Source organism: Sporosarcina sp. Y1009 (assembly GCF_057669865.1).
Map to the genome: position 1 here is coordinate 102,230 of NZ_JBYHFO010000011.1, position 14,864 is coordinate 117,093.

General features: G+C 39.4%; 18 protein-coding genes. 6 read left to right on the forward strand and 12 right to left on the reverse strand.

Annotation, left to right across the window (positions count from 1 at the left end):
- Positions 1–99 precede the first annotated feature (99 nt).
- From AC25Y1_RS13850 to AC25Y1_RS13880, 7 genes are all read right to left on the reverse strand, one after another.
- The gene (locus AC25Y1_RS13850; RefSeq protein WP_488148582.1) at positions 100–417 is read right to left on the reverse strand and encodes a DUF5412 family protein; all 318 of its coding nucleotides are present in this window, start codon (positions 415–417) and stop codon (positions 100–102) included.
- A 368-nt stretch (positions 418–785) separates the two neighbouring features.
- Positions 786–2,729, reverse strand: coding sequence for a transposase (locus AC25Y1_RS13855; RefSeq protein ID WP_488148601.1), 1,944 nt, complete (start codon positions 2,727–2,729; stop codon positions 786–788).
- Positions 2,722–2,973: a hypothetical protein gene (locus tag AC25Y1_RS13860; RefSeq protein ID WP_488148583.1), complete on the reverse strand. Its 252-nt coding sequence runs from the start codon at positions 2,971–2,973 to the stop codon at positions 2,722–2,724. Before AC25Y1_RS13860 ends, AC25Y1_RS13855 begins: the two co-directional genes overlap by 8 nt.
- 276 nt (positions 2,974–3,249) lie before the next feature.
- A complete protein-coding gene (locus AC25Y1_RS13865; protein WP_488148584.1) occupies positions 3,250–3,408 on the reverse strand; it encodes a hypothetical protein in 159 nt (52 codons plus the stop codon).
- 6 nt (positions 3,409–3,414) lie between these two features.
- Positions 3,415–3,876, reverse strand: a complete 462-nt coding sequence (locus AC25Y1_RS13870) for a hypothetical protein (RefSeq protein ID WP_488148585.1) — start codon at positions 3,874–3,876, stop codon at positions 3,415–3,417.
- Positions 3,877–3,914: 38 nt separating this feature from the next.
- Positions 3,915–4,568, reverse strand: coding sequence for a pentapeptide repeat-containing protein (locus AC25Y1_RS13875; protein WP_488148586.1), 654 nt, complete (start codon positions 4,566–4,568; stop codon positions 3,915–3,917).
- A 123-nt stretch (positions 4,569–4,691) separates the two neighbouring features.
- On the reverse strand, positions 4,692–5,552 hold the full coding sequence (locus tag AC25Y1_RS13880) for a putative RNA methyltransferase (protein ID WP_488148587.1): 861 nt from the start codon (positions 5,550–5,552) through the stop codon (positions 4,692–4,694).
- A 134-nt stretch (positions 5,553–5,686) separates the two neighbouring features.
- Here AC25Y1_RS13880 and AC25Y1_RS13885 point away from each other — a divergent pair, with 134 nt between their 5' ends.
- Complete coding sequence (locus AC25Y1_RS13885) at positions 5,687–6,814, forward strand: CAP domain-containing protein (protein WP_488148588.1); 1,128 nt, start codon at positions 5,687–5,689, stop codon at positions 6,812–6,814.
- A gap of 1 nt (position 6,815) precedes the next feature.
- Here AC25Y1_RS13885 and AC25Y1_RS13890 read toward each other — a convergent pair whose 3' ends face one another.
- Both AC25Y1_RS13890 and AC25Y1_RS13895 read right to left on the reverse strand, forming a co-directional pair.
- Complete coding sequence (locus tag AC25Y1_RS13890; protein ID WP_488148589.1) at positions 6,816–7,379, reverse strand: superoxide dismutase family protein; 564 nt, start codon at positions 7,377–7,379, stop codon at positions 6,816–6,818.
- A gap of 106 nt (positions 7,380–7,485) precedes the next feature.
- Entirely contained in the window at positions 7,486–8,169 is a 684-nt protein-coding gene (locus AC25Y1_RS13895) for a phosphoribosylaminoimidazolesuccinocarboxamide synthase (RefSeq protein WP_488148590.1), read from the reverse strand.
- A 228-nt stretch (positions 8,170–8,397) separates the two neighbouring features.
- Here AC25Y1_RS13895 and AC25Y1_RS13900 point away from each other — a divergent pair, with 228 nt between their 5' ends.
- The 4 genes from AC25Y1_RS13900 to AC25Y1_RS13915 all read left to right on the forward strand — a co-directional run bounded on the left by AC25Y1_RS13900 (position 8,398) and on the right by AC25Y1_RS13915 (position 11,567).
- Entirely contained in the window at positions 8,398–8,619 is a 222-nt protein-coding gene (locus AC25Y1_RS13900) for a heavy-metal-associated domain-containing protein (protein WP_488148591.1), read from the forward strand.
- Positions 8,620–8,715: 96 nt separating this feature from the next.
- Entirely contained in the window at positions 8,716–8,937 is a 222-nt protein-coding gene (locus AC25Y1_RS13905; protein ID WP_488148592.1) for a heavy-metal-associated domain-containing protein, read from the forward strand.
- 21 nt (positions 8,938–8,958) lie between these two features.
- Positions 8,959–10,845 carry a heavy metal translocating P-type ATPase gene (locus AC25Y1_RS13910; protein ID WP_488148593.1) on the forward strand — a complete coding sequence of 629 codons (1,887 nt, stop codon included), beginning with the start codon at positions 8,959–8,961 and terminating at the stop codon, positions 10,843–10,845.
- A gap of 17 nt (positions 10,846–10,862) precedes the next feature.
- Positions 10,863–11,567, forward strand: coding sequence for a Crp/Fnr family transcriptional regulator (locus AC25Y1_RS13915; RefSeq protein ID WP_488148594.1), 705 nt, complete (start codon positions 10,863–10,865; stop codon positions 11,565–11,567).
- Between the two features lie 61 nt (positions 11,568–11,628).
- Here AC25Y1_RS13915 and AC25Y1_RS13920 read toward each other — a convergent pair whose 3' ends face one another.
- Together AC25Y1_RS13920 and AC25Y1_RS13925 are read right to left on the reverse strand one after the other, a co-directional pair.
- Positions 11,629–12,402: a DUF2935 domain-containing protein gene (locus AC25Y1_RS13920; RefSeq protein WP_488148595.1), complete on the reverse strand. Its 774-nt coding sequence runs from the start codon at positions 12,400–12,402 to the stop codon at positions 11,629–11,631.
- A 331-nt stretch (positions 12,403–12,733) separates the two neighbouring features.
- The gene (locus AC25Y1_RS13925) at positions 12,734–13,237 is read right to left on the reverse strand and encodes a DUF1648 domain-containing protein (RefSeq protein ID WP_488148596.1); all 504 of its coding nucleotides are present in this window, start codon (positions 13,235–13,237) and stop codon (positions 12,734–12,736) included.
- A gap of 176 nt (positions 13,238–13,413) precedes the next feature.
- Here AC25Y1_RS13925 and AC25Y1_RS13930 point away from each other — a divergent pair, with 176 nt between their 5' ends.
- Positions 13,414–14,271 (forward strand): YitT family protein, encoded by an 858-nt coding sequence (locus AC25Y1_RS13930; RefSeq protein ID WP_488148597.1) that lies wholly within the window; start codon positions 13,414–13,416, stop codon positions 14,269–14,271.
- A 104-nt stretch (positions 14,272–14,375) separates the two neighbouring features.
- Here AC25Y1_RS13930 and AC25Y1_RS13935 read toward each other — a convergent pair whose 3' ends face one another.
- The gene (locus AC25Y1_RS13935) at positions 14,376–14,705 is read right to left on the reverse strand and encodes an N-acetyltransferase family protein (protein ID WP_488148602.1); all 330 of its coding nucleotides are present in this window, start codon (positions 14,703–14,705) and stop codon (positions 14,376–14,378) included.
- Between the last annotated feature and the right edge of the window lie 159 nt (positions 14,706–14,864).

A 14,864-nucleotide genomic window follows, 5' to 3' on the forward strand; every position in this document is an offset into this window, starting at 1 on the left:
AAACGCTCAGATTTCTGAGCGTTTTTTTGGTAAAATATTTTACTATCCTTATTGAATTAAAGCACCCGTTAAATTCAAGTAGATTGTTGCTAAGAAACATTAATATCCAAAAGTATCGCCTTCATTTAATTTCAAAATATGATTGTTAATCGAAACTTTATTATTGCTTTTCCATTCAACATTTACGTTTTCAGTTCTTTTTTCATAATAAATTCTCTTTTTAAACCAAAGTGGTCCATTCAATTCTCCTCTTACCCCAAATGTTCCCGCCGCTCCTGCATCCCAACGATAGAAATCTATGGTATAGCTATTGTCTGGAGAACTCACCGTCTTTATATGTTCATTTGCCCCAAATGATGAAAAAAGGAGTGTAAACGATAGTGCTAAAAAAAGTGCAATAGATAATAACGACGACAAGGTTATCGTGAACCAACTTCTTGTTTTTGTCCGCCAATTTCTCTTATCTTTAAGACCTTTAATACCTAAAATAAACGCTAGTACACTAATTATAAAAAGAATGTAATTTGGCGGTGAAATTAACCAAGTGTTGTTAATGTTAGAATATAATGAATAGAAGGCTGCTCCTAAACAAATTAGTATTAAATAAAGAGACCAAAAGTTGTATCGTTTTTCCAGAGCACTCTCCCCCTATAAAATTTCAATTTTTCTAGTTCCATAAACCTGCCCTATTAGTTTAAGAACATCACTTTATAATCTATAATTTTATTTTAGCATAGATTTCCCTATTCCCTTCAAGAAAATCATTTATTTTCACACTAATCTAACTACCTAAGATAAATAATATCTTTTAGGTTGAATTTTTTATCGGTAATACCTAATCGTTGGGCGGGCGTTTCCATTGTTCCGTTAGAATTATAGGGGAAACAAAAGTTGTAATAAGTTCGCAAGATGGTGATAGCCATTTGAGCATATTTTGGATTGAAATTTGAATAGATATAGCTTTTCCCATCACCTCGTGCAGTAGTTAACGGTCTTTCTAAAATGGACAGCCTTCTTCGAATTTGTTGGATGAAAGTATTGGTAGCGTTGTCATTCACATTCATTATTAAGGCGGCGACATCTTTTGGATCGAGCGATGATAGATTTGTTGTACAATCAACGGAACGCAGCCCTCTATCAATTGTAGCGAGGGGATGCAGAATTGGATTATCAGCATATTCCAGGTGTATTCCTGAACGGGTTGAAACCTTCTTGTGAAAATGGTGATGCTTAAACAATTCCTGCAATTGCAGAAATGCTAACGCTCTCAGAGACCTTGTTCCAATTCCTTGCATTGTCCCCCAATCGATCAAATCGACTCTTGCCTGAACAAATTCTTCACGAGCCTGTTTTCTCGTTTTCGTCTTATCAGTTTGGCATAGGAAATGATGAGCATCGGCTAGTTGTATTTCCTTCGAGAATACCCGATTGATAGACGTCATCAGAGAATTGTCTTCGTCGGTCACAAAACGCCATTCAGTCGCATTCACGAGCTGTTTGATGAGCCATAGGTGTGCAACTGTCGTATAAGTCGAACCAACGTGCAACCCATCCGTATAGTTCATTCTCCGTTCTACTTGAGTCAACTCTTTATAATAATCCGCTTTACTTTGAGTATCGTTTTTCGAAGGGGGCATTGGATAGTGTGAATACCTTGGGTATCTGGCATATTTTTTGGCAAATTCATTCAGATGATCTTCTTTTTGCAGAGCCGTATCGAAAGCAATGTCCCCAAGCGTGATTTCCCAATCGTAGGCTACATCGGAACGGAGAATATATCTTGACAGAACATCTGCCGACACCAATACGTGAGTTGGAAATTGTATTTCTTCCACATCATCGTAACGCCTGCCACCCATCCCTTTTTGCCGAACGTTGTTGAGGAAATATACCATCTTATCAGTGTTAATCCACATTTCTTTAAATTTAAACCGTTGAAAAGGTTTGGTTTCGTGTCGCTCAAGAAACTCCAAACACCTTCGGTAAAGAAACTCTAATTTATCGTAGTAAGTCCCTCTGCCAATTTCTAAAATTTCGCAAGTTCGCGTTACGGGCGTACGACTTAACAACAATTTAGCAAAAAGGTGATGAATGTCGCTTCGCTTATGATTGTACGTGATGGAGTCATCTCTCCTTGGCGTAAGAGCTGTTTTCTTTTTGCAAGCCTTGCACTGATACCGCTGCATTCCCAACCTGCTTTTTCCTTGCTTATAGAATCCATCAGGATCATTGAACGGTGTGAAGTCTTCCGTAATGCAACCGTCTTTATGAAACTCATATTCCTCTTCTTTGTCTAGAATTGAATTGATTTGAACTAATCGTTGCATCTCTTGTGCAATAGACCAATTGGAAAGAGTGGAGGTGTAACATCCTAGTACCGCATCGCCTGTCACTCTTGTCGGGTCTGGGTTGCATTTTATTGATTTGTGATCAGAGGTTCCTGTTAATTTATAACGAGTCGGCTTTCCTTTGGTTGCAAACTTCGTTTGAGGAATACCGTGATACCTACAATACGGATTAGCACAATGATTGTATTGGATTTGATGCGTAATGCCATTCCAAGTGAATTCGGTAGGCGTGAAAAGCAGATTCTTATATTTTGTTCCGAACCGCTTGGGTGTTAGTAGGTCATAATCTGTATTCCTATCTTCGATTTCACTTGCTGAAAGAGGGGATAGGACATCCACTAAATTATCTTCTTTGGTAGCCAATCGTTTCAATTTAGCCAATCTTTTCGTCACCTACCAGATTTTCAATTCCAAGTTGTTTAACCATCCTTCTGTTATTCCTCTTGCTTTCAATCCAAGCAATAAAGTCCTTGTCATCCAAAAGGTTGAGAAGGAACAAATTGACCACTTCGCTCTCGCTATGCTCTGTGTACTCTGCATAGCTTTTTACGATATTTCTTGCCCGTTCAGAAATGAGCCAATCTACTCTGTCTGCATTGTGATTTTTGGGTTTAATGAACTTCATCCTTATCAGTCTCCTGTCTGAATAGTCCTGCATCTAGTATACCCAATTCGCACCAGTTTTAGCACGTGTTTTAACAACACCGCATAAATTTATGCGGTGTCTTCAATTGGTGTGCGAATTGATGTGCTGATTAGTATGTTAAAACTTATATAGTATTGATATGCCAACGAAAAAGGAGACACCAATTCATATGTGAATTGTGTCTCCAAATTGATTGTTATTTAGTGTTTTCTCCCCATCAACCGAACCCGTTACTATTCCAGGTGTGTTTTTTTGTTAACTTATATGATTTTCTTCAATAATTTCAATACCAATTGATGTGGTCTCAGTTTTGTTTTCATCTTTATTATATTCAGCCATGACTGCGAAATAGATTGCAGCGATTACTACGATGACAAAGAGGATGATGCCGATAACCATGTGTTTCCCATTCATTCCAAATCACTCCTTAACTTGAGTAAATTGTTCATCTTTCAAGTACCCTTGTGCATAGCCGTAATTACCAAAACTTTCTTCTAAGTTCAGACCATGATAAATATTCCATGCGCCTTCTTCTTCCACTAATTTCAGCTCGACACCTTCACTGTTCACCCAAGTTTCTTCAACAGCCAATTCTTCAGCTTCTTCTTCTGATAATAAAGCAATGCTGTCTGCAATCGTTTTTCGGAGTTCTTCTTCAGTTGCTTCTCGGACATTCACAAGTCCGCGGTCATCTGTGTCATAGCCAGGAACACCTTCAACATAGACAAAGGCGTTGCCATTCGGATGTAGATGCTGCACGACAACTGTTTTGTCGAATCGGCTTTCTTTATAATGATAATTCACGCGCTTCATGGACACATCTTTTTTAGTCAATTCGGGAAATGATTCAATAATTTCTTGTTTTTGTTCAAATGTTAGCATAGGAGTCTCTCTTTTCCATTTTATATTTTAGTATAACATTAGGTTTCTTTTACTGTAAGCCCTAAGACACGTGCAAAACCAATTGCCTGTTCTTTTGACACGATGCAACCCGCAATGTTGGGAAGCGTCACTTCAATACGCTCATAGGTGCTGTCCGATAAATCGACACCATTTAAATCCGTTTCAAAAAAATTAATATTATCCATTTTACATTTAGCAAAACGAACTTCTTTAAAAAGACATTCGTAAAAATCAGCATCTGATAAATTACAATTCACATAGTCGACTTCTTTCATACTTGAAAAACTAAAATTACTGTAACGTGCTTCGCAATCCTCGAATAATATGTGACTCATTTTCGAATTTGCAAAATCGGAACCCGTCAGTTTCGAGTTCGAAAACTCACATCGATGAAAGATGGCATTTTGAAAATGGACATTGGAAAAATCGCAGTTTTGAAACACAACATCCACAAATTCTGCTGTTCTTAGTTCGCTTCCTGAAAATGAAACATCTTTAAAAACAACATCATCGAAGTTGAGTCGTTCCTCTTCAGAGCCAGTTAATGTTCCGCCAGTAAAACTTGATCTTTCTATGTAGCCCTCAAAACGCCAAACATCATCAACCGATAATTCCTCGTGATTGAATGATGTTTTCGGCCGTTGACGCTTGCCTACTTTCTTTTTCGTCATCCTTATCCTCCTAACGTGTTTTCCATTCTGTATAAATAATGAATAAAATCACAACTGCAATGGCAAGAATATAAAACCAGCCTGGAACACTACTTAACATATAAATGACCCTCATTTCTCATACTATTTAGTGGCGTATATGATTGTAAAGTCAACTGTGATTTCTGGAATTCCGATACGGAGTGCTTCTTCCACTTTTTCTTCACTAGCACCCCATGTCAAAGGCGTCATGCGAATTAACTCAACAAGTAATGCCTGATCTAGCTGGAACTTATATGTAATTCGTTCCGTCTTAACAGTACTAAAATGTTCTGCAACTCGTGATGGTGGATCAGCATCTTGTTGCCGCTCGTCTTCATCATAAAATATAGCACGTAACTCTTTTAAATAATCTTTTTCTGGGACGACTTTTATAAATAAGCCATTCGATTTGAGAAGCCGGGAAAATTCAGCATAGTTGGCCGGCGATAAAATATTTAAAATGACATCAAATTGTTCATCTGCAAACGGGCAGTTGGCAAGATCTGCAACACTCCAGATGTTACCAGGATGATCCTTTGCCGCTGATAGAATTCCTTCTTTCGCAAGGTCAATTCCTACACCAGTGATATTTCGATTCAGTTTTGTCCGTATGGTCGACAAATGGGATCCTTCTCCGCACCCAGCATCGATAATTGTCGCATCAGTTGCATCTGCTAAATGCTTGGCAATGAGAGAGGTCATCAGAACTAGCGACGGCTCAAAAAAACCACTGTCGATCACTATTTTCCTGGCTTCGAAGAGGGTCTTATCATATTTTGTTGCATGGCCGCCCGAAGTTAGATTCACATAGCCTTGTTTCGATAGATCAAACGAATGGTTTTCCTTGCAGACAAGTCTGGTCTTATCGATAAGTTCTAGTCCCTCTCTGCAAACTGGACAACTGAATAAATGGGCGTTGTTTTCAATTACCATAGCATTCATCATTTTTTTAGATATCATCATTTCTTTTTCTCCGTTCATAGTTGTCTCTCTAGTATACATTTTGTGGACCGCTATAGGAAATCCTTAGTGGGAAAGGTTTCCGCTATAAATCTCAGCCTGATTCGGGTTATACTATTATAAAGGAGTTTACACTTATGAGAAGACTATTTCTTTTACTCTTAGTCATTGGCACAATTTATTTTATAAAACCGCTTTGGGAAGAACCGGTCTCAAAGTATGTTGACCTTTCATTTCTAACACCGATTGATGAAAAGGTTGAGACTTTCTTAACTAGCGAATCTTTCCATTCTGCAATTGACTCATTAAATAATACGGTCGATAAAGCTTATTTTTTCTTATCTTCAAAAACTGCCGGTACAGATGTACTTGAAGACCCTGTTGATAAACCTCAATTAGACAAACCTGTAAATAGCAAACTTGCGATTTATAATATAGAACTTGGAACTTCAGAAACAGACGTCCTAGAAATATTAGGTGAACCAAACCGACAGTCATTGAATGAATACGGAGCCACCTGGAATACATATCACGATGGCTACCATAATTTCATGATGCTTTCATATGATACCAACAAAAAGGTGAATGCCATTTATACGAATGATGATTTAATTTCTTCGGAGATTGGTATTGAATACGGTTCTTCTAAAGAGGTTGTACGTGAAACTTTTGGCAAGCCACTAACAGAAATTCGCAAAGGCTTAAATGTATATATCTTACAAGACAGTGAAGAATTCGACATGTTTGAAGTAGACGGTATGTACGCTTATGTCTTTTATGATTTACATAAAAACGACACCGTGACAGCGATGCAACTTGTTTCTACTTCTTTAGAACGGAAAAAAACCGGCATGTACGCCGGCGGAGATCAATCACTTCGAAACGGGTTCGAAGTCCAATTATTCGACTTAACAAATGCTTCACGAGTCAGAAATGGTCTCGGTGCGCTTGAATGGGATGACCAATCTGCCGATACCGCTAGGAAACATAGCATCGATATGGCTGATAAAGATTACTTCAGCCATGACAACTTAGAAGGTCAATCCCCTTTCGACCGCATGGAAGAAAACGGCATCAAGTTTCGAGGGGCAGGAGAAAACCTTGCATATGGTCAAACAAGTAGTATTTTCGCGCATGAAGGTTTGATGAATTCAAAAGGCCACCGTGATAATATCTTACAAGATTTATATAGCCATCTCGGCACAGGGGTAGCTTTCAATGAAAAGTCAACGCCGTTTTACACGGAAACTTTCTTATTAAAATAATTTACTTGAGCATATCTGCTGTAATTGCCGCACATGCAATCCGTGCACCGGAATTACCTGCTGGATCTGTTTCGTAATCGTCTGCTTCTTCATGAATGACGAGCGCGCTACCATCATCGTCTAGGATTGAATGCTCCACACCTTGCTTTAGTGTAATATCCGTTAAATGTAAGCGAACATTCACCTGTCCCTCTTCGTCAACTTCTAGATTAGGTAAATCACCTAAATGGAAACCTTTCGGATTATCAAATCCATGCTCTTTACTAGTCGGGTTAAAGTGTGCGCCCGCTGACTCAAATGTTGGCGGTGTACAGACGCCTGTTTCATGAATATGCGTACCGTGGAAACCTGGTGCAAGTCCCTCAGCCCGGATATCAATCGTTAAACCCTTACCATTCTCTGTAAATATTACATGTCCAATTTCTTCCCCGTCAATATTCACGATTGGGGTTTCTAGGCTTTCCACTTTCTCTCCACTGACTGGTAGTTTTGTTTCCTTTTGAAAACAACCCGACAAGACAAATAATAGACAACTGCTTATAAACAATAGCAATATACGTTTCAATAGAACTCCTCCTTAAAATACTTTCATTTTGTTAGGATGTCCTATTTTCCATTAAAATATTCGTATAATAAAAGCGACTCTCCTTTAAGGATTGAGTCGCTTTTTTTCAATCTAGAAATAGTTTTTCTAATTCGAGGGGAACGATGGCGTTTCCATCTTTATAAACACGCATATTCCCACCAGAAATTTCGTCTATCAGCATGATTTCGCCAGTTTCACCGTTTCGACCAAATTCCAGCTTGATATCATAGAGTTCGAGTCCTTTAGCAGCGAGCTCATCTTTAACAATTCCCGATACTTGTTTCGTTAACTTTTCAAGTGTTGCATATTCCTCAGTTGTTAAAAGACCGAGTTGGTTCAGCGCGTCTTGATTGATAGGTGGATCATTTCGCTCGTCATCTTTTAATGTCACTTCAACAAAAGCGTCTAAGGATTGGCCTTCTTCGCAATACGCTCCGAATCTTTTAAGAAAGCTTCCAACAGCCCGGTACCTGCAAATCACTTCAAGTCCTTTTCCAAATGCGACCGCAGACTTTACTGTCATTGAGACATCCTCGAGATCTGCATCTACATAATGCGTCGGAATGCCTTTTTCAATTACTTTCTCAAAAAAGTATTTTGACATACGCAGTCCAGATTTTCCTACACCTTCTATCGTCAATCCAACCTGGTTCGCACCTGGATCAAACACGCCGTTTTCACCTGTTACATCATCTTTAAATTTTAAGAGAACATTTCCACCGTCCAAATGATAGACGTCCTTTGTTTTGCCTTTATAAATGAGTTCCATTCCCTCGTCCCTTTCCGTCCAACTTTATTCTTATAGTTCTAGTATAAAGCAATTTCACGGGAAGAAAAAGAAATGTGTAGGTTTTCCAGTGGAAATCGATATTCGTGAACACTACGATTGATCAAAAACCAATTTTCTCCGTCTTACTTGATGCAGGTCAAGGATTCATTACCAAAACCGTCTTATGATGTATATAGAAAGTAAATACTCTATTGGAGGATGAGATAAATGAAAAAAGCAGTATTTGGTTTAGAACCGTTGAGCTGCCCAACTTGTATTAAGAAGATCGAAAACACTGTTGGAAAAATGGATGGTGTGCAGGAAGTTAAGGTATTATTTAATTCCAACAAGGTCCGTGCACAATTTGATGAAGATATTGTGCAGGCGAAGCAGATTCACAAAGTTATTACGAAACTCGGCTATCCAGTTATATCGCAAAAAGTTTCATAAAGATTATTCGCTTACTTGATGCAGGTCAAGGATTCATTACCAAAAGCGTCTTATGATGGATATAGAAAGTAAATAACCTATTGGAGGATGAGGAAAATGAAAAAAGCAGTATTTGGTTTGGAACCGTTAAGCTGTCCAACTTGTATTAAGAAGATCGAAAACACCGTTGGAAAAATGGATGGTGTGGAAGAAATAAAAGTCTTGTTTAATTCCAACAAGGTTCGTGCTCGTTTCAATGAAGATATTGTGCAGGTGGAGCAGATTCATGAAGTCATTACGAAGCTCGGCTATCCAGTTGTATCTCAAAAAGTTTCCTAACTATAGAAAGGTGGGAATATCATGAACGCAAGACGCACATCCCAAATTACTGCGGTGACCGGTATTCTTCTTGCTATTGCATTTGGCCTCCATTTCGGGGGCCTTCACGAATGGCGTCAAGGTACGCTCATTGCGGCGACGATTATTGCAGGCATACCAATTGCTATAAAAGCATTTCAAGCATTACGAATGAAAGCTTTCAGTATTGAACTTCTTGTCACAATCGCAGTTGTCGGTGCTCTTTTCATCGGCGAATACGTGGAATCTGCAGCCGTCACATTTCTCTTCCTTTTCGGGGCATTCCTCGAAGCGCGTACGCTCGAAAAAACACGTTCTTCCCTTCGCTCTCTTATTGACATGGCACCGCAGGAAGCGACTGTCATGCGAGGAGGAGAAGCGGTTACGATCTCAGTGGATGACGTGGAAAAAGGTGACCGCGTTATCATTCGTTCCGGTGAGAAAGTTGCGATTGACGGGGCAATCGTTTTGGGTAAAGCTTCATTAAACGAAGCTGCTATTACCGGCGAATCCGTTCCAGCAACTAAGTCCATCGACGACCGCGTATTTAGCGGAACGATTGTCGACAACGGATTCATCGAAGTTATTGCCGATAAAGTTGGCGATGATACAACGTTTGCACGCATTATCGAACTTGTCGAAGATGCACAAGAAGCTAAATCTAAAACACAAAAATTTTTAGATCGATTCGCAAACGTTTACACACCGTCTATTGTCATCTTATCCGTACTCGTTTACATCTTCACACGTAATATTGAAATGACACTGACCTTCCTCGTTGTCGCATGTCCTGGTGCACTCGTTATTTCCGCACCTGTCTCTATCGTTGCAGGTATCGGTAACGGCGCACGAAACGGTGTGCTCGTTAAAGGCGGAGACATTATGGAAACCCTCGCCAAAATCGACACCGTAGTTTTCGATAAAACAGGAACGCTCACAAGAGGACGTCCTGAAGTGACAGACATTCATACATTTTCAAGCGATGAAAATGACCTGCTTCGTATCGTCGCGGAAGCTGAAATGATTTCTGAACATCATCTTGGGCAAACAATTGTGAAGGAAGCTCGAAAACGCGGAATTCCTCTATTGAATGAACCTGAGAATGCAGAAGTTATTGAAGGAAATGGTATCCAAGCGCAAATCGAAGGTAAACTTCTCACGATTGGAAATCGCAAATTGATGGCAGCGAATGGAATCAATGTGGAGGATGCAGTTGATAGTTATGCTGTGAAGCGCGAAAAACTTGGCAACACTGCAATTTTTGCAGCAATAGACGGTGTCGTTGCAGGGATATTCTCCATTGCAGACCAAATTCGACCAGAGGCTCAAGGCGCATTGAATGAACTTCGGGCCAGTGGCGTAAAACAGATTATCATGCTTACTGGTGACAATCGCCATACAGCAGAACTTGTTGGTAAACAACTAGGATTAGATGGGGTTCATGCAGAATTACTACCAGAAGACAAAGTCGCCATGATTCAAAGATTGAAAGACGCAGGCCACAAAGTTGCAATGGCTGGGGACGGTATTAACGACGCACCTGCAATCGCAACTGCGGATATAGGACTTGCGATGGGAGAAGGCGGCACAGATATCTCAATGGAAACAGCTGATGTCGTCTTGATGGCCGACCGACTCGATCAATTCTCACACGCTTACTCGCTAGCCAAAGCAACCATTCGAAATATGAAACAAAACACATATTTCGCAGTTGGCACAGTTGTCCTTCTTCTCGCCGGCGTTCTCTTAGGAAAAGTGTTTCTCGCATCCGGTATGCTCATCCATGAATTGAGTGTACTCCTCGTTATTCTAAACGCGGTGCGATTAATACGGTATACTAAAAAGCAAGTAGATGTTAAACAGCCGGTGCCGATTTTACAGACAGAATGAATTGGGGGGGACAATTGATGGGCAACAATCAATGCGAACATCATGCAGAAGGTACAGTTGAGATGCAGAAAATGTGCATCTCAATTGTACCGATATTCAACCATTTAGATGCGAATGAAATGAGCGAGATTGTAAAGGAGACCAACTCTGTAAAACATCCTCGCGGTCATACAATCTATCACGCTGGGGATACTTCCGACGGATTATATATCGTCCACAAAGGCCGCGTGAAAATTTATCGTTTATCCGAGACAGGCAAAGAACAACTGGTTCGGATTTTAGGTCCAGGCGATTTTACAGGCGATCTATCACTGTTCACGGAATCGGTTCATGATTCTTATGCAGAAGCAATGGAATCCGTTGAACTATGCGTCATGAGTCGGAATAACTTTCAACAGTTCATCTTAAAATATCCGGCGATTTCGCTGAAAGTTCTTAGTGAGTTTTCTAGAAGATTAGCAAAAACTGAAAAACAAGCGGCAAATATTGCGATGGAAACTGCTGAAACACGCATTGCCATGTATTTGGCAGAGGTTGCCGATGAAACGCTGAGTAAGACGATAACACTACCAATGAGTCGAAAAGATCTCGCTTCACATCTTGGGACAACTCCCGAAACAGTCAGTCGAAAACTTGCCGACTTTGAAGATGCTGGCTGGATTAGACAACTAAATCATCGTGACATTGAAATTATTGATGTAGATGCATTGCTACTTTTATAATATATAAAAGCCATAAATTATCCATATCACACGGATAATTTGTGGCTTCAGTATTTCCTTTTTAAGTTACAATTTCGTCTTCCAAGTTCCGCCATAAATGATGTGCTTCCCTGGCAATATGCTCTAACAGATTTGGCGGAGCAGTAGTTACGGCGGCACAGGCTTTGATAAGCTCACTTAGTTCCAACTTAAATGCTTCCAACGCCTTCGCCTCTTTAATTACCATTTGGTTAAACGTATTTAAGACGGGTGAAATTTTATTACGTGGACGCCGTATCATTGTTTTAAGCGATATTGCTTGAAGCATCAAATTCTCGAATTTCTTCGTCATCGCTCTAACTTCATCATGGAGTTGGTAGTTTGATGCATCTACGTAATGACTGATAAAGATTAAATGGTCTACCATTTGCCTTAACCAGAAATTACTTTCATGAATTGTTGCCTCAGCAGGTGTTACATAGGCATTTTCCTCAATTAGTTCAAAAACTCTTTGGCCTTCTTCCGCCTCCCGTATCATGTGATCGAGGAGCGAAACTGGTGTTGAAATAATAACATCACACCGTAGTGCTTTGTCCATTGTATGGACGAGTAAATCGTGGAATTCATGCGTAGAACTTTTGGCTTCGTCAATTAATAATCCGATGTCACCGGTCTTTGATTCTGCTTGTTTATATACCTTTCCCATCCGCTTTATCATCTGTTGATTTGCCCGAGCTAACTCCAATTCATGATGGCTAATTTCCCTGTCGAAAAATTCCCCATGCTCAAAGTTATTTCGCACCCAAAAATCGATGATCCCATAGGTATCTCGATCGTAATTATCCGTGTACGTCAAAATCCTACCCCTCTCGTGTTAATGACAGCAACCTATACTATGCTGGGCATTAAACATTGGTTCGGAGGGAATCCGGTAAACTATATTTTCTGGATATTTTAATTTATAATGGACATATACTGAAAAAGAGAAACCCTTATGCATTTCTCCCACATCCTCTACCGTCAGGGTGGCGGTTGTCAAAGTGTTTTATTTACTTCGCGAACCACCCCTTTGCTTGCGACGGCGCGGGGTGGTTTTCTTGTTCTCTAATATGATTAACGACTTTCACGGTAAATCCTCCATTCAAAACGTAAAGATATCTTTACATATACTATAAAAAAATGCGCCGTTATGTATCTTTCGACAAACGCAGTGACTTCACGATAAAATACCCCATCGAACCAAAAATAATAAGTAAAAATACAGGCAAAAACCAAACCCCTAATGAATCATGTTCTCCAATAGCAACTTGAATGCCTTTCCAAGTCAAATAGGAAAATAAGAGGACACTTTCATTTTTTAATACATTCAAAAGCAGACGACTATTCAAATATTGTGCCCGTGCATTATTCTTCGTTAAATTTCGATAGTTATGCACATGCGGAAACTTTTCCAAAACCGTCATTCCAATCCACATCAAAAGTGCTGTTATGGGTAAAATAAGTATCTCGCCTTTGCCGCCCCAACGATCGACTTCTCCTGCAGCATTATAATGCGCAGGAATTTCGCTCGGTATTATTGTCCATAATGAGATAAGGTATACTATCGTACCCACAAAGGCTACCAATGTAATGCCGTTAAGAAAAATCTCCAATGGCGTAATTTTCAGGTTCAATTTCGGCCTATTAGTCAATTCAAACATCCTCTCTCTCTCTACTAACTACCAAAAACTATCCGTTAAGTTTCAATAAATTGGGGAATACATAAACAGAAGAATCTATATCATTTCATGTGCTTTGAATTACATACGCCCGTGTGGCATAATAGAACAGTTACAGAAGTATACATACAGTAAAAAGGAGGTCCACGATGTTTTTTATAGAAACAAAACGAATTGCTGTCGTTATTTTCGGATCATTATTACTTGCAGTTTCCCTGAACTTTTTCTTAATCAATGCGAATGTCTATGCTAGTGGATTTGCTGGGGCTGCCCAAATCACATCAAGTGCTTTAGCAGATTATTTAAATATTAACATAAGCACCGGGATTTTATTATTACTATTTAATATCCCAGTCTTTATCTTAGGATGGTATAAAGTAGGTAAAGGTTTTACCATCTATAGCATTGTCTCCGTTATTTTCGCTACAATTTTCTTAGAAATTCTACCTGTTATTTCAGTGTCGGATGACATTATTCTAAATGCAGTTGTTGGTGGTGTTATTGCCGGTGTCGGTGTCGGAATATCTTTAAAACTAGGCGCTTCTACAGGTGGTATGGACATTGTCGCAATGGTCTTATCTCGATTACAAGACAAGCCGATTGGAACGTATTTCCTACTACTAAACGGCGTCATTATCGTTGCCGCAGGATTTCTTTATGAACCGGAAAATGCCCTTTATACAATGCTTGCGCTTTATGTAACAACGGCCGTAATCGACACAATCCATACGCGCCATGAGAAAGTAACAGCGATGATTATTACACGAAAAGCCGATGAACTGCAACAGGCTATTCACCAAAAGATGGTACGTGGAATAACGATTCTACCCGCAAAAGGGGCTTACTCGAAAGAAGATAAAAACATGTTATACCTCGTCATTACGCGTTATGAATTATATGATTTGGAAACAATTATAAAAGAAGTCGATCCGAATGCTTTCACAAATATCGTACAAACTGTAGGAATTTTTGGGTTCTTTAGACGTGATGGTGAAAAAATCACTTAAGTTCAGTTCGTCAATGAAATTAACGACTAGACCAAAAAACCAAATATAAGGAACTATTTCCATAATGGTTATAGTTCCTTTTTATGTCCGATTAATCGCTCAAATTACAACAATTTCGACATATAATATTCATCAACATATTTTCCATCAATTAATAACGAGTCCCTTTTTGTTCCCTCAATTTCAAAGCCCATTTTCTTATACAAAGCAATTCCAGCAATATTGTGGGTCATAACGGTTAACTCTAATCGATGAATACTTTGTTGTTTCGCCCATTCCTCCACCGCTTCAAATAACCTTGCACCTACACCTTTTCCACGTTGATTTCCACCAACACCGACCGCAATATATACAGAATGTTTGACCCGTGTTGGATTCCCACCTATCGCAAATAAATAGCCAATGATATCTCCATTTTCTTCCGCGATTAGAATTGTTCATGACCTTTCTTTTCTTACTGATTCAATTCGTTTTTTCATCTGTTCACATGATATTTTTCTTTCTCCAGGCTCAAATAACATAAAGTAAAACTTCAATCCGTGGGTTGTTCTTTCCCACGGATTGTTAGTTGAACCAATCGGGCTTTTACGGGC